Origin of the sequence: Polaribacter porphyrae, from assembly GCF_002954685.1 — a bacterium.
GTDB lineage: Bacteria > Bacteroidota > Bacteroidia > Flavobacteriales > Flavobacteriaceae > Polaribacter > Polaribacter porphyrae.
On the sequence record NZ_MSCN01000001.1, the window covers coordinates 2,110,129 to 2,129,248 of the forward strand.

At 29.3% G+C, this 19,120-nt stretch carries 18 protein-coding genes; all 18 read right to left on the bottom strand.

Annotation, left to right across the window (positions count from 1 at the left end):
- Nucleotides 1-217: 217 nt before the first annotated feature.
- Complete coding sequence (locus tag BTO18_RS09460; protein ID WP_105015988.1) at nucleotides 218-1,240, bottom strand: UDP-glucose--hexose-1-phosphate uridylyltransferase; 1,023 nt, start codon at nucleotides 1,238-1,240, stop codon at nucleotides 218-220.
- Between the two features lie 25 nt (nucleotides 1,241-1,265).
- Nucleotides 1,266-2,414 (bottom strand): galactokinase, encoded by a 1,149-nt coding sequence (gene galK / locus BTO18_RS09465; RefSeq protein WP_105015989.1) that lies wholly within the window; start codon nucleotides 2,412-2,414, stop codon nucleotides 1,266-1,268.
- 6 nt (nucleotides 2,415-2,420) lie between these two features.
- On the bottom strand, nucleotides 2,421-3,317 hold the full coding sequence (locus tag BTO18_RS09470; RefSeq protein WP_105015990.1) for an aldose 1-epimerase: 897 nt from the start codon (nucleotides 3,315-3,317) through the stop codon (nucleotides 2,421-2,423).
- A gap of 1 nt (nucleotide 3,318) precedes the next feature.
- Nucleotides 3,319-4,317 (bottom strand): GntR family transcriptional regulator, encoded by a 999-nt coding sequence (locus tag BTO18_RS09475; RefSeq protein WP_226789099.1) that lies wholly within the window; start codon nucleotides 4,315-4,317, stop codon nucleotides 3,319-3,321.
- Between the two features lie 114 nt (nucleotides 4,318-4,431).
- Nucleotides 4,432-5,928, bottom strand: coding sequence for an aminotransferase class V-fold PLP-dependent enzyme (locus BTO18_RS09480; RefSeq protein ID WP_105015991.1), 1,497 nt, complete (start codon nucleotides 5,926-5,928; stop codon nucleotides 4,432-4,434).
- Nucleotides 5,929-6,165: 237 nt separating this feature from the next.
- On the bottom strand, nucleotides 6,166-7,062 hold the full coding sequence (locus BTO18_RS09485; RefSeq protein ID WP_105015992.1) for a hypothetical protein: 897 nt from the start codon (nucleotides 7,060-7,062) through the stop codon (nucleotides 6,166-6,168).
- A 15-nt stretch (nucleotides 7,063-7,077) separates the two neighbouring features.
- Nucleotides 7,078-8,016, bottom strand: a complete 939-nt coding sequence (locus tag BTO18_RS17845; protein ID WP_211295590.1) for a hypothetical protein — start codon at nucleotides 8,014-8,016, stop codon at nucleotides 7,078-7,080.
- A 76-nt stretch (nucleotides 8,017-8,092) separates the two neighbouring features.
- Complete coding sequence (locus tag BTO18_RS17850) at nucleotides 8,093-8,803, bottom strand: hypothetical protein (RefSeq protein ID WP_211295591.1); 711 nt, start codon at nucleotides 8,801-8,803, stop codon at nucleotides 8,093-8,095.
- Nucleotides 8,800-9,861, bottom strand: a complete 1,062-nt coding sequence (locus BTO18_RS09495) for a hypothetical protein (RefSeq protein ID WP_105015993.1) — start codon at nucleotides 9,859-9,861, stop codon at nucleotides 8,800-8,802. Before BTO18_RS09495 ends, BTO18_RS17850 begins: the two co-directional genes overlap by 4 nt.
- On the bottom strand, nucleotides 9,842-10,681 hold the full coding sequence (locus BTO18_RS09500; RefSeq protein WP_105015994.1) for a hypothetical protein: 840 nt from the start codon (nucleotides 10,679-10,681) through the stop codon (nucleotides 9,842-9,844). Before BTO18_RS09500 ends, BTO18_RS09495 begins: the two co-directional genes overlap by 20 nt.
- 29 nt (nucleotides 10,682-10,710) lie before the next feature.
- On the bottom strand, nucleotides 10,711-13,173 hold the full coding sequence (locus tag BTO18_RS09505; RefSeq protein WP_105015995.1) for a S8 family peptidase: 2,463 nt from the start codon (nucleotides 13,171-13,173) through the stop codon (nucleotides 10,711-10,713).
- 3 nt (nucleotides 13,174-13,176) lie between these two features.
- Complete coding sequence (locus BTO18_RS09510; RefSeq protein WP_105015996.1) at nucleotides 13,177-14,178, bottom strand: AAA family ATPase; 1,002 nt, start codon at nucleotides 14,176-14,178, stop codon at nucleotides 13,177-13,179.
- A gap of 95 nt (nucleotides 14,179-14,273) precedes the next feature.
- Nucleotides 14,274-15,512, bottom strand: coding sequence for an OB-fold protein (locus tag BTO18_RS09515; protein WP_105015997.1), 1,239 nt, complete (start codon nucleotides 15,510-15,512; stop codon nucleotides 14,274-14,276).
- Between the two features lie 292 nt (nucleotides 15,513-15,804).
- Nucleotides 15,805-16,482, bottom strand: a complete 678-nt coding sequence (locus BTO18_RS09520; RefSeq protein WP_105015998.1) for a recombinase family protein — start codon at nucleotides 16,480-16,482, stop codon at nucleotides 15,805-15,807.
- A gap of 244 nt (nucleotides 16,483-16,726) precedes the next feature.
- The gene (locus BTO18_RS09525) at nucleotides 16,727-17,467 is read right to left on the bottom strand and encodes a hypothetical protein (RefSeq protein WP_105015999.1); all 741 of its coding nucleotides are present in this window, start codon (nucleotides 17,465-17,467) and stop codon (nucleotides 16,727-16,729) included.
- Nucleotides 17,468-17,503: 36 nt separating this feature from the next.
- Nucleotides 17,504-17,827 carry a hypothetical protein gene (locus BTO18_RS09530; protein WP_146106905.1) on the bottom strand — a complete coding sequence of 108 codons (324 nt, stop codon included), beginning with the start codon at nucleotides 17,825-17,827 and terminating at the stop codon, nucleotides 17,504-17,506.
- A 6-nt stretch (nucleotides 17,828-17,833) separates the two neighbouring features.
- The gene (locus tag BTO18_RS09535) at nucleotides 17,834-18,862 is read right to left on the bottom strand and encodes a phage/plasmid replication protein (protein WP_146106906.1); all 1,029 of its coding nucleotides are present in this window, start codon (nucleotides 18,860-18,862) and stop codon (nucleotides 17,834-17,836) included.
- Entirely contained in the window at nucleotides 18,828-19,112 is a 285-nt protein-coding gene (locus BTO18_RS09540) for a helix-turn-helix domain-containing protein (protein WP_105016002.1), read from the bottom strand. The genes BTO18_RS09535 and BTO18_RS09540 overlap by 35 nt, the downstream gene beginning before the upstream one ends.
- Nucleotides 19,113-19,120: the final 8 nt, after the last annotated feature.

Sequence of the window (19,120 nt, forward strand, 5' to 3'; positions counted from 1 at the left end):
AAGTCTCTTCTTTTATTAAAATAAAAGTAAAAATAGAAAAATGTCCAAGTTGTTTTTGACATGTTTATTTAATATTGAGCAACAAAACTAAAGATTAAATTTAGATATACAAATAATATTAGAAAAGTTTAATAAAATTTATGAATATTCTAAAATCAATTATTTTTTTTATTTAAAATTTAATAAATTTTATTTTTCATTAAAAAAATCGTAAAATCTACAATAAGTCTCTTAATCGTTTTGCAGCTATTTCTGCAGTAATATCTCTTTGAGGTGTTCCAAACATTTCATAACCTACCATAAATTTCTTTACGGTTGCACTTCTTAATAATGGTGGATAAAAACTCATATGCCAATGCCAGTGGTCATTGTTTTTCCCATTTGTTGGTGCTTGATGTATACCACTTGAATATGGAAAAGAGGTATTGAATAATTTGTCATAAGCTTTTGTAATTACAGAAATCGCTTCTGCGTAATTTTTAGCTCCACTATCAGTTAATGCTAAAATATTTTTTTGTTGTTTTTTTGGAGCTATCATCACTTCAAAAGGCCAAACTGCCCAAAAAGGGGTTAATACAATAAAATCATCGTTTTCAAAAATAACACGCTCTTTTGCTTCAATTTCTTGGTTTAAATAGTCTTCTAAAAGATTACTATTTTTTTCTTTAAAATAGTTACGTTGTTGTATGTCTTTCTTTTCAACTTCATTTGGCAATGTTGATTGGCTCCATATTTGTCCATGTGGATGTGGATTACTACAACCCATTACTGCACCTTTATTTTCAAAAATTTGCACGTAATTTATCATCTCATTTTCGCCTAAAATAGTATATTCTTTTTGCCAAGCATGCACTACTTTTTTTATATCAGCTACTTCCATTTCTGCCAAGCTTTTAGAATGATCTGGACTAAAACAGATTACTTTACAGATTCCTCTTTCGCTTTCTGCTCTTAATAATCCGTCATTTACACTAAATGTTGGCGAGTCTTTTTGCAGTGCAGCAAAATCATTTGTAAAAATAAAAACGTCTTTATAATCAGGGTTTACTTCGCCATTAATTCTTGTATTGGTTGGACATAAGTAACAACTTTCATCGTAAGAAGGTCTTTTTTCTGTAGAGATTTCTTCGTTTTGACCTTGCCAAGGACGTTTTGCTCTGTGAGGAGAAACCAAAACCCATTCTCCTGTTAATATGTTAAATCTTTTATGCGAATAATCTTGCAAGTTTGTATTTTCCATTATAATTATTTTCTAATTGTATTGCTTATTTTACGATATGTGTTCCTTCAGAAAGTTCTATAAAATAGACAGAACAGTCTTTATCAAATTTATTCTTATATGCTTTTGAGGCTGATTCTGCAAATGCTTCTGCTTCAGTTTTTACAATTAAATTAATTGTACAACCACCAAAACCACCACCCATCATTCTAGCTCCTAAAACGTGTTTATTCTTTTTGGCTTGGTCTACTAAAAAGTCTAACTCGTCACAACTTACTTTGTATTGATGTTGCAGACCATTATGAGAACCATAAATTAAAGCACCTAATTTTTCTAAATCGTTTGCTTCTATTGCTTTTGCTGCTTTTTGAGTTCTATCTATTTCTTGTATTACAAACAATGCTTTTTGATAGTTTTCTGGAGTAACTTTATTGATAATTGTTTCTAAATCTTCTTCTGTAACTTCTCTTAATGTTTCTACTTCTAATAGCTCTGCAATGCTTTCGCAAGCAGAACGTCTATCATTATATGCACTATCAGACAAACTGTGTTTTACATTTGTATTGATTAACATTAGTTGATGATTTTCAAAATCAATTTCGTAAGGTGTAGATTCTATAGTTCTACAATCTAACAAAAGTGCGTTATTTTTAATGCCAAACATACTTGCATACTGATCCATAATTCCACATTTTACACCCACATAATTGTGTTCTGCTTTTTGTGAAATTAAAATCATTTCTGTTTTGGTTAAGCCTAAATCGAACAATTCATTTAAACCAAAAACCACACTATTTTCTAGAGCTGCTGACGAAGACATACCTGCTCCTCCAGGAATATTTCCTTTAAAAATGATATTAAAATCGCCCACTATTTTATTTCTATTCTGAATTTCTGCAACAACACCAAAAACGTAATTTTCCCAGCTACCTTCTTTAGATGGTTTTAGTTGGTCTAATTCAAACTTAATTGTGCTATCTAAATCTAGAGCAATTGCTGTACAATTACCTGTATCACTTTTTTGGATTGCTGCTGCAATTCCTTTATCTACAGCTGCAGGAAAAACGTAACCTCCATTATAATCTACATGTTCTCCTATAATATTTATTCTTCCTGGAGAAAAAATTAACAAAGGTTCTACTACAAAATTTTCAATAAATTTCTTTTTTACTTCTTTCACTAACGTTGTACTCATATAATTTTAGTTTGTTTGGTTAAAAGTAACATCCCAAGTTACAGCGTAAGTTTCTTGTGGTTCTAAAACTTGTAAACCTACTTTGTTATTAAAACTATTCGATATTCCTGTCATAGGCTCAATAGCTATAATTGGCTGATTTTTTGGCGTGTACAGTTGCAAGAAGTTTTCTTTTGCACTCGATTTTATATTGATATTATAGTCTGGAGTAGAAAAAGCAACAATATCATTCTCTAGAAAAAAACAATCGTCTAATTGCTTATCTGCTATTTTAAATTTACCTTTTTGTTCTTGATTTATGATTTCTTTAGTGATTAAGTTTTCATCAAACACAACTTTTTTATCACTATTAAATTCTAAAAAACTGTTCTGAATATCACTACTTAAAAAGTAAGGGTGCCAACCAATAATGAATGGAAAAGGAAGATTTTCCATATTTTTTACAGTAGCTCTTAACTGTAATCGGTCTTCATATAAAGTATAAGTTAGAGAGATAAAATATTTAAAAGGAAAGCCTACACTTTTATCTTTTTCAAAATAATTAAAGGTAGCTGAACAGTTATTTTGATGCACTTCTGGCTCAAAAAACTCAAAAAATTTATCATAAACCAGACCATGCAATGCATTTACATCATCATCATTTTTTTTTAATTGATAATCTTCTCCTAAAAATGAATACGCACCATTTTGAATTCTACTTGCAAAAGGAAATAAAATTGATGATGCATAAGAATCTTTATAAGAAAATTCTGGCTGATTTTTTATAACATCAACAGTATTAAACCTTAATTCTTGCAAGCTTGCTCCTTGATTTAAAGAAATTTTCGCTTGCGTGGTTTTTGCTTCATTTTGTAAAATGATGAAGTTCAATCCATTTTCTGTAATGCTTTCTATTTTATACACTTTATATCGATTTTCGTAAAATTAATTGACTTGGATTTTCTATTTTTATTTGCTCGTTATTCAATATCATTTCTGCCAAACGTTTGCCCATTAAATTAAAATCAGTTGAGATTGTTGTAATTCCATCAGCCACAACTTCTTTTAATATGGTGTCGTTTACTGATATAATGCCAATATCGTTAGCTAAAATTAAATTTGCTTCTTTTATCTTTTTTATGATTCTAATTAAATTTTTATCATCTAAAACAATATAAATCTCTCCTTTTTTAGGAATTCTATGATTTAACGATTCAATAATTTCACTACTTACATGATATTTACTACAAAATCCTCGAAAACCTTTTAAAAAACCTTGAGGTTGTTTTTTATCTGAAAAAACAAGAATTAGTTTTTCGTAATTCACTATTTTTATTAAAATAGATGCTAAACCTTCTGTAATATCTTTTTCAAAATTTTGGTAAATGGCTGGATATTTAGACAATCCTTTGTGTATTTGGTCTAAAATATAAACTTTATCTTCTGGCAAATTCTGTATTGATTTTTCTGTTCCATTCAAATTTGCAGGCATAATTACATAGTAACTATAATTACCTATATTATCATTAATCAGCTTATCAAAAATGTCATTATTAAAGTGATGAAAAAAAATATCTACTTGAATATTGTCTCCTAAATTTTGTAAAAAAGAGTTATACAAATCCTCTTTAAATGAGTTTAATTCATCAAAAAGTAAAAATATTTTTTGTTTTACATTTATATCTTCTGTAGTTACAAAATACCCTTTACCAACAACAGAATGAATGATTCCTCTATTTTTTAGTTCATTAAATGCTGTTAAAACTGTATCTCTTGAAAGTGAATTTGTGTCTTTTATGTTATTTAGAGAAGGTAACTTATCTCCTTTTTTTAATTCTCCTTTTTTAATTGCTTTTTCAATCAAATTAATGATTTGCTTATATTTTGGAATATGGGTATTATTTTTATGTATAGTAATTTTCACAATACAAATGTACATTATTTTTTTAATAAACAACTAGTAGGTACTAGTATGTTTACATAAAAAAGAATCTCATAAACTTTGATATTTAAAGTGTAAAATAAAAATTGTAAGAAATTATAGATTAAACCAGTTTTTAACCAATTGTTTTTCAATCGGTGTTACTGTTTTATGTACATAATCATTTTTAATAGTATCATATTTGTAATCTTTAGACCACTCTTCAATTTTTTGAGAAAGTGTTTTTAATGATGTACAAATAAAATCTAATTCGTGAGAAGTAATTGTTGGATGAACAGACAAACGAATCCAACCAGGTTTTTCGGTATTACAGCCTTGTAAAATTTGATCTTTAATTATGTTAGAAGTTTCTTCATCTACGTTTAACAAGAAATGCCCATAAGTACCTGCACAAGAGCAACCTCCTCTTGTTTGTATACCAAAACGATCATTTAATAATTTTACGACTAAATTAAAATGAAATTTTTCAAAATAAAAGGAAAAAATACTTAATCTTTCTTTATGATTTGGTGCTAAAATCTGTACTTCTGGTAAACTTTCTAAAGTTTTAAAAAGCACTTTATTAATTTCATCTTCTCTCTTTTTAATATTATTTGTCCCCATCTTTTCTTTTAATTGAATGGAAAGAGCAATTTTTATAGTTTGTAAAAAACCTGGTGTACCTCCATCTTCTCTGGTTTCAACATCATCAAAATAATCATGTTGTCCCCAAGGATTTGTATAACTTACTGTACCTCCTCCAGGATTATCTGGCACAGTATTTCTGTACAAACTTTTGTTAAAAATTAAAACTCCAGAACTTCCAGGACCTCCAAGAAATTTGTGAGGTGAAAAGAAAATAGCATCCAATTGTTCTTCTTTATCTTTTGGATGCATATTAATATCTACATAAGGTGCACAACAAGCAAAATCTACAAAACATAAACCATTGTATTTATGAATAAGTTTCGCAACTTTATGATAAGGAGTTTTAATACCTGTTACATTTGAGCAAGATGTGATACTCGCAATTTTTATTTTTCTATCTTGATGTTTTAATATACATCTTTCAAACTCTTTTAAACAAACCAAACCAGCATCATCACAACCCACAACCTCAACATCTGCAATAGTTTCTAACCAAGAAGTTTGATTCGAATGATGTTCCATATGAGATACAAAAACAATGGGCCTCAAATCTTCAGGAATATTTGTATGCTCTTTCAAACTTTCAGCAACTTTTAATCCTAAAATACGTTGAAATTTATTAACAACTCCAGTCATTCCAGAACCAGTTGTAATTAAAACGTCATTATCATTTGCATTAACGTGTTTTTTTATAATTTTTCTTGCTTCATGATAAGCTAATGTCATTGCAGCACCAGATGTAGAAGTTTCAGTATGTGTATTAGCTACAAAAGGACCAAATTGATGCTGCAATTTTTCTTCAATTGGGGCATATAAACGTCCACTTGCAGTCCAATCTGTGTAAATTAATTGCTGTTCTCCATAAGGAGATTGAAAGGTTTGATTAATCCCAACAATATTCTGCCTAAACTGGTTAAAATATTCTTCTAAATCTGATGTTTTAGTCTGTTCTGTAGTTGAAATCATCTTTAGCTTTTTTTGAAATTAATTTATACTTCAAAAATAACTATTTAATTTTTAAAACTCTAAAATAAATACTTATTATATAGTTAGTTAAATGAAAAAAATCCTTAATTTTCTAAAATGAAAATTAAAGATTTTTTATGCGGTCTGGACGGGACTAAATATTTATTATTTAATAAATTGATTTACAACTTTTTACAAAACAAAACTATCTCACAGTAGACGTAATGTAGACGTTTTTCATGTTTCTTCTAAATTCATTGCATGCTCAAATTTTGCAACCTCATAGCTCATATCTTGCCTAATACTATCATCTACAACGAACTTAGCTTTCTCAGTAGCTAATTTTTTTTGAGCTAAAAAGACCTCCAAACTTTCCATGTTTTTCTCTTTAGAAGTTTTTAACAGCTCTATCCTTTTATTGGTTTTTAAATCAAATACTATTTTATTCTCTTCTATTATAAATTCTTCAGATATAAAAAACAGATTCTTTAATGTAAAAAGTTTTTCGTCTGTAGGATACGATTTAAAAACAGGGCTAAACATCCATAAAGTATATACCCCTCTATTAGAAATTGGCTCAATTGAGTAAATAAGTTTATCCTCAAAGATCCATAAACTATTATTAATCAAGGCTATGTCATTTTTAACTTCATTAAGCCTAAGAATATTATTCAAATGATAATCTTTACTTCTAAAAATGTCATTAATTATATTAATCATCAAAATCATTGGCTTTCTAAGAATAAAACCCCAAATAGTATTTAAATCTGGATGAGCGTGTGTATTTCTCATTCTTCTTGCCCAATCTAAATCATTAAAAAAATCATCTGGATAGAATTTAGATATCTCTTTTATAAGTCCGCTTAGATTCTTTGACTTAACCCCTTCGACCTTTGCTTTATAATTAACTGCTATTTCAAATACTCTTGTTAATCTTGCAAACGCATCTCCATATATAGGATATGAATAAAAACTAAAGCACTGCAACTGTTCTGCTAAAATTAATTCCTTATTAATTTCTTCTGGAACATCTTTATGCGTGTTTTTTGGTATTACAAACTTGCTTATATATTCTTCTTCGGAATTAACCCCAAATATATCCCATGTTTTATCCATTGTTTTAATTATTTCCATAACAACTATTTGACATTAAATGATATTCCTCCATTTGTCTGGAAAATAAGGTATTCTATTATAGATATGAGCTAAACTCTTAAGAAAAGGGTATCCAGCACTATCTGTTCTATATTCATAACTAAACTCATTTTTTCTTGTTAAGTATTCCTTCTTAAAACCTTCAAAACTTAATTCTTTCGTAAGTAGCTTATCAAAACTAACATTTCTCTGATAACCATCTTTGAACCAAGGATTTGAAAAAATCTGTTCTTCCAAATCTTTATTTTTTTCTTCAATCAAATGCTTTGAAGAGGAATCTATCCCATGATGAGGAGTGAAAATCCCTAAATTAATTTTATTTTCTTTAACAAAACTCTTTAGAGTACCATATTCTTCCCTTAAATCAAGCATCACAATAAACTCCAATAACATAGCTAATAAAGGGCTGGTATCATCAGAGTAGTAAACTGGTTTTTTGCCAGTGACTGTATAACGAATAACACTCTTATAACTGTTATTCGCATCTGGCATTCTACCATATTCTTGTTTTCCAGCAATAACATAACTTAATACTCCTTTTAAATAATTTTTTGCGCTTAACTTATCTCCAAATTTTATGTATAAAATAAGGATATCTGCTATTGGAATTGAATTTATATCCACTAATGGACGACAGGATACACTATTGGAGTTTATTACTGAGGTAAGAACTTTTTTTCCAGCTTCTTGTTCAAAAGAATCAGAATGAAAATCCAACTCTAATAAAAAGCATAAATACTCTAAGTACTCAAATGTTCTTTTCGTGTAGCCAATCTGTTCATACCTCCCACCTTTCTCAGATGAAAGTCCATTTTCAATTTTAGCTATTGGTAACGTTCTTTGAAAGTACTCAGTTAATACTGACAAGTAAAACCTGAATACTTGATCAAAATATTTTAAAACCTTTTTATCTGTTTCTAAATTGTTCTCCAATATCCAATACCAAAAATCTAAAACTAAATGCGTTAAATAGCGTTTTGCTATATCAAGATTATTATAATCTTTTGCTTCAGTATATAATAATAAATGATATTAATTTAAGGGTCTCAAATAACAATATCCATCTTCTTGGCAATCTCTTCTTGTAACTTTTCCAAATATTTTTATTTAATAATAAACTTAAGAGTTCTTTAAAGCTGGTGGAGACTTCGGCTGAAACATCAAGATTTATTAAGGTTTTATTAAATAATTTTGTTGAAGTCTTATCAATCAATAAGTGAGCTCCAAATAAGTTTTCTGAAAAAATAGAGCTTAGTTTTTCTATATGCCACCTCTCAAATTCAATGTTTTCTTGCTTAGAAAATTTCTCCTCAATGAAACCTTCAAAAACTTCTCTGGCACTTCCTTTTAATATTCCATTATGAACTAAAACAATCTTTAAAGGCAGTTTCTTAAATCCTCTATACGATGTGCTAAACGGCTTAAATTTCGCCTCTCTTAAAGATTCTATAATTCCATCTTTTTTATGAAGTGTACTAGCGGTTATATCTTTATCTCCGCCACCTTTTAATTCAAAGAAATATTTCACCTTTTTACCATCATTATTTTTCCCAACAGCAACTATATCTTTACCATATTCGGGAAGCCCTTTGTTTTCCGTTGGCTGTGTTAATATTTCAAACCCCATAGAAGTTAAAAGAATTGGAAATATCTGATTCAATTCTTTCTCTTCCGTCAAAGATTCTAAATAAGATTTTACTATGATAGGTTTAATATTCATTCAAAATTATTTAATTTTCTTTCATAAAGTTCTGGGTTCAAATAACTAGATGCATCAATTAGAGTGCTATGTTCAATTCGAGCTAATGGCATAGGCTCTCTATCATCATATTTAACTGAGTTTCCTCTAACAACTATCACTTTACTTGTCATTTCCAAAAAAGTCCCTCGTCCCTCTCTAGCTTCATCCATCATTTTTGCATTTTCTTCCATTTCTAGCCTATAATATAAATCCATAAGCTCTTTTTCATTATCTAATGGATTTAAATCATTAATAGACTCCTTCAAGTTTTTTAACTTATGATAGTTCTTTAATGCTCTAGATAATGGCTTTAAAAATTCTCTATCTTTATCATTGTCAGAAAGAGAGTCTTTTACTTGGTCATGGATTTTATCGTGATATACAAGAAATATTTTTGAAGCTAGTTCTTCAATCAACACTTTCCTTACATTATCATGTTTTGAGTTTCTTAATGGAAGTATTAAATCTAATAGTTTATCAAATGAGTGAGGATGTTTACATATACTTTTTATAGCATTAATTTGATACTTCTCCTCCTTAATGTTTAATAAATCTATTTCAAGCGCTCCTCGATACGGAGACAAAATAATTTTAACACCCAAAACGCCAAAAACAGGATGATTTCTAAATAAATTCAAAATTAATTCTTCTGTCTTTTCTTTATTTGATTGCCAACCTTTCCATATTGCCTCTACAAATAAGTCAATAGAAAATCTATAATCCGAAGCTGTTTCATATAACCTCATCATTATATCAAATATGTAACTTGGGTCTTCAAAAAATCTAAAAAAATCTTTAATTACAGAAAAATCTTTTGCTCTTTCAAAATACAAATACAGTAATCCATATTTTTCACTCTCATTTCCTTTTAAAAATTTAATTTCCCTAAAAGTACTATCTACTATTTCATCACTAGCATTTTTAAAAAAATCAGCATAAAAATCAAAACATTTTTTCTTTATTTCTTCAGTAGAATGTTCTGATTCTATAATATTTTTAATTAAGTAGACTTGTTCATTAGCTATCTTTATATCCATTAAACTCTAGAGGCTTTATAAAACCAAAAACATTGTTTAAATCATTAAAATTATAATAATTCAATCTTGACAAGGTAGCCAAGCCAGTATATCTATCTTCATTGTGAACATCTCCTATTTTCTCTAAAATATCATAATTCCCATGATTGTAAATCCCTATTAATAAATCTGAGGCAAATTTTTTCGATACATCATTTTTTTTTACATATTCAAGAAAATCATTTACAATATAGAGTTCATTACTTGACAAATTCCTTAAAAATTGCACTACTTTATATCTGCTCCTATCCATTTCCCATAATCTATTGCAGATTTCAAAAATTACCTCTACAGAAAACTTTACTAATTGTATAAATCTAAAAAAACTATCTTCAAATAAAAACAAATGATTTTCTCTACCATCCTCATCAGATATTGAGTATAAAAAACTTATTACATCCACATTATACTCTGTATGGAGAACATATAAGACATAGCCTTTAAGTCCTTTAATTGAGGAACTAAAAGAGTTAATTACTCTTTCACAATTATATTCTTTCTGTAAATGTTTTTCGAAATTATCTATAAAAAGAAATGACCCTGAAATATCTTTAGGGTATTCACTTTTAAGTTTTTTTTCAGAAAGTTTCAAAAAACACTTATTAAAATCTAAGGAATTAGTGTTTAGTTCATAATCACCCTTAGTATTAATTATTAATGCATTAAATTCTAGAAGCTGTTGTAGTTCTGACTTCGTAACTAAACTCTCGTCAATCTGAATTTTTCTTGTATTAAGATAAACGCTTATAAGTTTTTGAAGTACAACTTTATTGTTATTCATTTATCTCATTGTTTACTATTTATAAATGGTTACACATTGATAGGCAACTCAATTTCATTTTCAATTCTAATTGATTCATATACATCAATGTTTTCACTTAGTGCTTCTATTGATACGACTAAAGCAAAAGGAACTGGCTCAGCATTCTTATCCCAACTTTTATGACCTCTAACAGAAAAATTCAGTTCCTCTGGCAAGTCATAAGATTGGATTATTGCCCAATCTTTTTGAGTACTACTATTATTTCTATTTAAACCTTTTACTTCACCCCAATCTTTATTTTCTCTTATCTTCCAGGGAATAATATTACCAGAACCTTTTACAGTTTCAATTTTTTCCTCTTCAATTTCTTTGATGACTCTAGCTGTGAAATCATTCATTGATTCGTCTAAATAAGAACTCGTCCAATCCAACCAAGTGCTTAAATAAGATTTTGTCTTTTGACGAGTTCGTCTAACTTCTGCTGTATACGATAATGTAACCTCAATCAAAATTTCAAACTCATCAGCTTGATTTCTTAAAGACTCTGGTATTTTCAATGAATATATTCTTCCTTCTTCAGCCACAATATTACTAGTATTATAGTAAGTCACTCTACGAGATGAATTTTTAGTTACACGTTCAATTGAAGGCACACCATAACCTAATTGTTTAATTCCAATATCTGACGGATTAAAGAATAAGTTATTAGGTAATCTAGCACCTTGAACAACTAAAGCCTTTATCAAATTAATATCTTCATTAGGATATAATTTCAACAATCTTGCAACAATATGAGTAACTCTAGGTATAGCAAATGAGGTCCCAACACTATCTTTACTATAAGCATTACCTCCATTTAAGGTTGATCGTAATAATTCAGTAGATGTATTTTCATTCTCTTTCACCGAATTTATCCCATTTTTTGAGCAAACATAACCTCCTCCATACTCAACAACATCTGGTTTAATGTGTTCCCAAATTCCACTTCCAACTCTAGAAAAAGCTGAAATTTCATTTTTTTCACCTAATGATTTCCAATTACTATCTTCGAATGAAGAATGATTTATAGAACCAACAACTAACCCAAAACTACTTTGTGCTGGATTAGCAATACCGCATTGAGCTTTGTTTAAATAATGAGGATAACTTTCACCTTCATTAATGTAATGTCTTATAAAATGCGGATGAATATTTCCTGTTGAAATTAAAAATAAGACACGATGATTATGAGTAAGAGAATCAATTGTTGCAGCCCAAGAAGACATATGCTTTTTTCTAAATGGAACTTTCGAATTAATCGACAAATTAAAGACTGAACAATCATAATTATCTTCAACAATTTGATTCATCAATTCTGCAGGAAATTGATGCTCTAGTTTATTCTCTTTATTTAATACTCTTAAATTTCTTATAAAACAAGGCAACTGATACTCATCACTTATATTCGAAATCCCATAAGGATACAAAATTGCACCTGCTACTTTTGTACCATGACCTCCTCCTTTAACTTCATCTACAGTAGATGAATTATTTTTAAGATAGGATATTGAATTTTCTGGCTTTATTGCAGAAGCTAAATACTTGTGGTTCTCCATTACACCACTATCTATTAGTCCAATTTCTGGAGAATCCCCATCGGGAGGCAATATGATAAAATCATCAAGACCAATTCCTTCTGAATTATCCACAATGCTTCCTATTTCCTCTATTTCTGACACATCGAAAACAAATGGATAGTTAAGAACTAAATCTTTTAACCCTTTCCCATTTATTTCAACCTCGCAACTGAAACTATCTTCTAGGTGAGCAAAAGTGCTTTTACGAAAACCATAATGACTTATGAAATTATCAAACGAGGTTTCTCGTTCCATTAAAAGTTCATCTCTTTCTACCAAATACTTCCTATAATCTTGAAGGCGTTTTTCTCCTCCTTGCTTGGTTGGATCAGGCTCTTTAGGCACAGGCTTATTAAATGCAATACCAACTTCCAATTGAAAAACATCATCATCAGTTATCGCTGGCCAAAAAGAAAACATTTCTTCAGAGAGAATATGCTTAGGTTTCCATGAACTAAAATCTCCATCTATAATTTCCCAAAACTCAGCAATTTTAGCAGTATTATGGTTTGACTGAACAAATCCTTTTATTTTTTCCTCTAATGAGTTTAATCTATCAGATGATGCTCCTATAATAAACCCATCATTTTCTTCAGAAATAACCTCAATACCAAATTTTTCTAAATTAAAATCACTTGTTATAATATCTGGATTTATTTTTAAAAATACAGGCACTACATTATGATCAATTGGTGCTAACTTTTGCTCTTTCCTCGTAGAGAGCATATCTCCCCACCTTTGTTGAATTAATGAGGTCTTTTCTGATAAAAAATTACTATGCTTTTTTCTGTTCGATTTATTATACGCTGACCTAGGATGTGTTTCTCCTCCACCATGTAATCGAGGTTTACCAATAACTTTTTGTACGAAATTTAAATGCGGAAATGTAGCCATATATTATTTGTTAAAAGCAATATTCTCTTCTAGTGCCTTTAACAAATCTGTAATGGAGATTTCTGTATTAGAATTAATAACGGATTTTTTTGCAGCATCATTGGCTATTTTAACTATAATAGCATAAGACAATCCATTCATCTTTTTTGCAAACTTTTTTAAATCAATCTCCTTACTTAATTTCAAAGCAGAAAATGTAATTTGCAACAATCTAACTATCTCTTTTTCATTTGGTTTTGGCAATTCAATAAAATCATCAAATCTTCTAAATAAAGCATTATCTAAACTACCTTCTAAATTTGTTGTAGCTATCAAAAGTCCTTCCCCATTATACTCTTCAAGGAGTCCTAATAAAATATTAACAATTCGATGAATTTCTCCAATATCATTAGAATTACTACTTCTTTGTTTACCAATAATATCAAACTCATCAAGTAATAATACGCAAGGGTAATCTTTAATACTCTCAAATAATTTTTGAAGATTTGAGGCAGACTCACCCAAATATGATGAAATGATAGAATCAAAACGGACTTTATAAAAAGGTAGTCCTAAATCCCAAGCAATTTTTTCAGCAGTCATACTTTTACCACAACCAGAAGTTCCATACAATAATATCTTCTTTCTTGGTCTTAATCCGTGGTGTGCTAACCTTTCTCTAGCTAAATATTCTTTTTCAATACGCAAAATCTTATCTTCTACCTCAGTAGAGAGAACCATTTGATGCCTTAAATATTCGTGCTCAATATGGTTTGCCAGAGGCAATTTATACCTCCTATCAGCAGGGATTTTAAAATCAGCCTGCTTTATTAACTTAAAATTGTTACTAGCAGACTCTTTAAATTTTGCTAAATTATTTTCTAAAATAGCATTTAATTTTTCAGCTAATTTAGTGTGACCTTTATCTTTTTCAGCTTTTATTATGCTATACGCAATTCTCATCAAAGGTGTATTTTCATCACCTTCAATTGACTTAAACAAACGTGTTAACAAAGACTGGTTCATAAAAGAGGATAATAGCTAGATATCGCAATTTACTTTTAAAATTTAACATGTACAAAAAACAAGAAAATATTATGAATTAATCACACTATTAGGTGTTAAATTTCACATTTTTCCATTCCAACATAAAGATTTAAAGTCAAGCCATCACAAATTCCAATGATTGTTACATTTTGCCCTTTTCTTAGTTCCGCAACCTTTTTCTTGTTTTTTACTGAACATTTTATTGTGGTTAAATTAAGTTCATCTCCCGTACTTAAATCTACAGTAACCTCCCCATAAACTTCACTTATCTCAACTACTACACCTGTGACAGCAAGTTTTTTATTCTTATACTTATTATCAGCTGCTATTTCATTCGCTTCATACTCTCTATAAAGATTAATTGCAGAAATTTCATAGTCAACATTTAACACATACGGGCTATCTGGGTAGACTTCTTTTACGTGAGAATTATACCCTTTTTTTGTTGCCACAAAAGAATACTTGTACTTTGCAAATTCATTTTCTTTATTCCACTTACTTACACCTTCATTATGTGCTTCATAAAGTTTATTTAAGTAGTTTTTATTGCTAGGCTCAAGTATCACTAATAATGATGTCATATCATAAGGTAAATCTATACCTTCAACTTCTCCATCTGTATTATAAAAATTACTAGGAACTCCATATATTTTATATTTCTTCCTATATCTTTTAATAATAGAGATAATTTCCTTTGGTAAAGCATTACCTCTACTCTCTGTAAGTAACATTACAGTTTTGATTACAAAGTTGAGCTTGTCTTTTCCTTCCTTTAATTTATTGATATTGTCCACCAAATTTTGCTTTAAACCAAAAGTTTCCTTTCCATTGTCTTGCCTAAAATTTCTTACTCCGTCATTTAATGCCGTAAGTACAGGAAGATATTTCGCAGAAACTACACTACTATCAATTAAAGCAATATAAGTTTTAGTTTTTCTCAATTCAGAAAGTAATTTTGTTCTAGATTCTTTGTTCTTTTCAGACAAGTTTTTAATTCTTATTTGAGCAAACTTAACATAGTCATCAAATTCAGATTCTGATGATAATACTTTTTTATTTGATTGATATTTTTCTTTTGCTTCTGTGATATCTATTGAAGCTGCACCAATTATTAACAAGATTGCATAAACACCAAATCTAATTGACTTTTTATTAAAAATTTTGACTTTCTTTTTTACTAATTCGTTTATACTTGGAAATATTAATGACCCTAGTAATACAAACAGTATTGCTGCTGTAATGGAATTATTAAGCAACTGACCTAACCCTGCTAAAAAAATGATGATACTTACAATATACTTGATTGTTTTCATAGAACTGATATTTAGTTGCCTCAGTCCCTAAAGCGATTAAATTAATTGAAACAAATAAGCGTGGGTACTGAAGTTTACCGTCATTGAGGTACTGGTATACCCACACTACAAATAAATCCAGCCCACGCCATAGCGTGAACGTAAAATTCATTTATCTTGTAGTGTTTAAAAATTACCAGTTTTCAATGACAAGAATAAATAACTTACGCTATTCTATAATATTTTAAGATTTTATTTTTTCTTATATTTTTTTTGTTTACAACAAAAATATAAATATTGTTCGTAAACAAAATTACAATTCTTGTTTTTCTTCCATATATCTATCATACAATCGATGAACTTGCACCTGCTGAAACTCTTTTCCATGCCTAGTTTTAAATCCTAACTGATTTAACTTTTTTGTAATTGCATAGAAAGACAGCCCATTTTTGCATAAGGAAATTATAAATTCTCCAGCCTTTTTATTGTTTTCATTTTCATTAGCATAACGCATTCTAGCTTCTAAACCTTTTTTACGAGCTTCTAACGTAAGATTTTGAGGAGAACCCAACTTGACGCCCTTTAGCTTTAATTCGCTTAAAGCTGCCTTTGTACGTTGCGAAATACGTTCTCGTTCATCTTGACTTAAAACCGCCATAATTCCTACTGTAACAGAGTTAGCTTCTGGCATATCAACTGCTGTAAACTTGACACCTGTATCTCTAAGTGTAAAAATAAAGGCAGCATTTCTCGAAAGCCTATCTAACCTAGCAATTAATAGCGTTGCGTTTTCATTTTTGCAATGTTCAATTGCTTTAAGTAGATTGGGACGGTTATTATTTTTACCGCTTTCCACGTCTGTATAGCTTTGGATAAGACTATCTTCTGAGTTAATAAACCGTATTACTGCGGATTGTTGGCTATCTAACCCTAAACCTGATTTTCCTTGTTTTTGAGTTGAAACTCTGTAATATGCTACATATTTGTTCATTACTAACTGTTTTTAAAGGTTCGTTTGGAAAGTGTAAGTGTTTAATCATATTACTTTTTTTATTAGTGTCAGATTATGTCAGATTTCTCTTTTTTGCGAAAAAGTGTCGTATTGTGTCGGATTTTGGTTTGACTGAAAATTTACATTCCATTTTTATTATAATGTGTAAGATTCTGTAAGATTTTGGTTATAACATAAATTCCTCTTTTTAGTACCAAAGTGTAGAATTGTGTAGAATTTTGGTTTAAACCAAAATGGCTCGATTGATTAAATCAACATCCTCGTTTTTGATATCACATGGATGTTCCCAATACCTAAATCTGTTAAAATAAAATACTCGGTAAGCTACACCTTCAAATATTTCAATCTCTCCAAAATAGCGAATATGGGAGACTAATTTTAAAAACAACTGATCATCTTCCATCTCTTTTCTTAAAGTATATGTATGCGGATTATTAGGCATCGTTTTAGCAAAAATCCACTTGCATTGCTCTAGAGTTTCTCCTACAAACTCATCTGTTAGATTAAAGTGTCCTCTTGATTTGTACTCATCATATTGCCAGAGTTTTTTTTGAAGCTGCATATCAATCTTCTCATTGTCTGCTACGGGAATGTTGTTAGCAATTAAAAACTCTCGTAAAACATGCCTGTAGCAGAAATCCTGCTTAATACCATGACCACATAGTGCAATTTTTGTTTTGTTGTGAGAAGTGGATAACTTTAGAATAGTTGATGTAATTCTATCTAGCCCTATTCTCTCCAGATTATTCTGGTACAATAAAAAGCAAGAGATAAGATCTCCTGCTTTCTCATTATGGTAATTTCTAAAAGTATTTAAACCTCTTATTCTTTCTACATTGTCCTTACTCTTATAATTACCATATACTTTTCCTACTACACTTATAGGAATATATCCATCTAAAATTAGAACATCTAGGTTTTGAAAGTTGGAAGTAATTAATTGGATGTTTGTAAGTCGTATCACTACTAAAGATACGAAATTTTTAAGTAATACAAAAATTTACTTTATTGTAAAAATGATATTTAAAGCAACAATTTGAACATCATCCTCGAGGTCCAAACTATAAGTAAGATGCTCTTTAGAGTAGTTTTCTAAATCTTCTCGAATTGCAATCAAAAAATCTATAGTCTCATCTTCAAATGAGAATATTTTTAAATAATTATTAGCAAATAAATTGTCTTCTAAAAACCAACTTGCAATTTGTGCTTTAAATTTTTCAGTAAATATTATATTAAAGTCATGACGAGAACCTTTCGCATAAAAATACTTATCTAATTGACATAAAAATCTTTCTTTTTCTAACATTAACTTATTTGTTTCCATAAATATTTAATTTAAATTATTCTTTAATTCACTGGTGTAAAATTTTTCGAATTTTCTATTCAGCTCGACCGCTAAAGGATGTATTATCGTCAAGCTATTAGTATTCAGCAAATCATCTAGCATACGGTTTAAGCGATATTTATGGTTTCTATTGGTAAACATCCCTTGACTATCCATTTGTTCAATTTCTCTTCGCACATCTTTATCTCCTCCTTTAGCTTCAACACCTTTTAGCATTAAATGATTTGCATATTCTTTTTTACTTTTATACTGCTTGAAATCTGTATTTGATACCGTCTGCTTTTTTACCTTGATATAATGACTGTAGAATAGGTTTAAGAGTCTATGGTAATTTTCAATTTTATATAAGTCTTTCATTTTCTCTAGACCCGTATATTTTTTTACATCTTTAATAATCCTAAATTCAATTCTGAACCAATTATCTGCCACAACACCTCTTTTTTCATAAATTTCTTTAGACTTATTATAAAAAACTAGCTCTTTTGAGTTTGTTTTAAACTTTACGCCATCTACCTGCTCTAATCTTTTAAAACGAGATAAATGGGTAAAGAGATGATGTGTATAAGCATTTATATATTGGTCTGTGATAATATTATTATTAATATCCAATCTGAAAAGTCTAGCTTCATGTAAGTCTATACTCAGTTCTGCTCCCAACTTTTCTATTGCATTTCTTAATTCTGAATATGGTAGTGTATTAGTATGACCGACAAAGTAGTTTGAGATACTCCCTGTAATCGTTATTCCTTTTTTTGAAATTAGAATATTAAACCCCTTATATTTTGCTCTATATCCAATACTACATTCCTCTGCCTTTATTAGAGCTATTAAGAATTCATAGTCGTACTTTATTAGTTGTGACCAATGAATAAATAATCGTATTGAATCTATTTCGAAATGTGACGAAAATGGTAGACAAGTATGAGTTATTATATCTACGTCTTTTAAAGAAGATTTATTTACAGCTGCAATCTTCATTCTAATTTCTCTTATTAGCTTCTGGGAGAGCTTCAATAACTTCTGTTGATTTATACAAAACCCGTGAACCGATTCTGTATTCTTTTATTAAACCTCTTTTCGTATAATTTCTTAAAGTCGGAAGACTAATTGAAAGAAGTTTTGCAACTTGCTTACGAGTAAGCAACTCGTCTTTGTCTTCATTATTTGCGAACTTCTTATCTAAATATTCTTTGATTTCAGAAACAATTTCACTTTTTAATTGTTCTGGAGTAACGCCATGTAATTGTGTAATATTCCTCTGCATACCATTTG

What these genes read in the sequence shown, in the direction of transcription:
- BTO18_RS09460 (WP_105015988.1), bottom strand. Translation starts at nt 1,240, where the DNA reads ATGGAAAATACAAACTTGCAAGATTATTCGCATAAAAGATTTAACATA.
- galK (WP_105015989.1), bottom strand. Translation starts at nt 2,414, where the DNA reads ATGAGTACAACGTTAGTGAAAGAAGTAAAAAAGAAATTTATTGAAAAT.
- BTO18_RS09480 (WP_105015991.1), bottom strand. Translation starts at nt 5,928, where the DNA reads ATGATTTCAACTACAGAACAGACTAAAACATCAGATTTAGAAGAATAT.
- BTO18_RS09485 (WP_105015992.1), bottom strand. Translation starts at nt 7,062, where the DNA reads ATGGAAATAATTAAAACAATGGATAAAACATGGGATATATTTGGGGTT.
- BTO18_RS17850 (WP_211295591.1), bottom strand. Translation starts at nt 8,803, where the DNA reads ATGAATATTAAACCTATCATAGTAAAATCTTATTTAGAATCTTTGACG.
- BTO18_RS09495 (WP_105015993.1), bottom strand. Translation starts at nt 9,861, where the DNA reads ATGGATATAAAGATAGCTAATGAACAAGTCTACTTAATTAAAAATATT.
- BTO18_RS09500 (WP_105015994.1), bottom strand. Translation starts at nt 10,681, where the DNA reads ATGAATAACAATAAAGTTGTACTTCAAAAACTTATAAGCGTTTATCTT.
- BTO18_RS09505 (WP_105015995.1), bottom strand. Translation starts at nt 13,173, where the DNA reads ATGGCTACATTTCCGCATTTAAATTTCGTACAAAAAGTTATTGGTAAA.
- BTO18_RS09510 (WP_105015996.1), bottom strand. Translation starts at nt 14,178, where the DNA reads ATGAACCAGTCTTTGTTAACACGTTTGTTTAAGTCAATTGAAGGTGAT.
- BTO18_RS09515 (WP_105015997.1), bottom strand. Translation starts at nt 15,512, where the DNA reads ATGAAAACAATCAAGTATATTGTAAGTATCATCATTTTTTTAGCAGGG.
- BTO18_RS09520 (WP_105015998.1), bottom strand. Translation starts at nt 16,482, where the DNA reads ATGAACAAATATGTAGCATATTACAGAGTTTCAACTCAAAAACAAGGA.
- BTO18_RS09530 (WP_146106905.1), bottom strand. Translation starts at nt 17,827, where the DNA reads ATGGAAACAAATAAGTTAATGTTAGAAAAAGAAAGATTTTTATGTCAA.
- BTO18_RS09540 (WP_105016002.1), bottom strand. Translation starts at nt 19,112, where the DNA reads ATGCAGAGGAATATTACACAATTACATGGCGTTACTCCAGAACAATTA.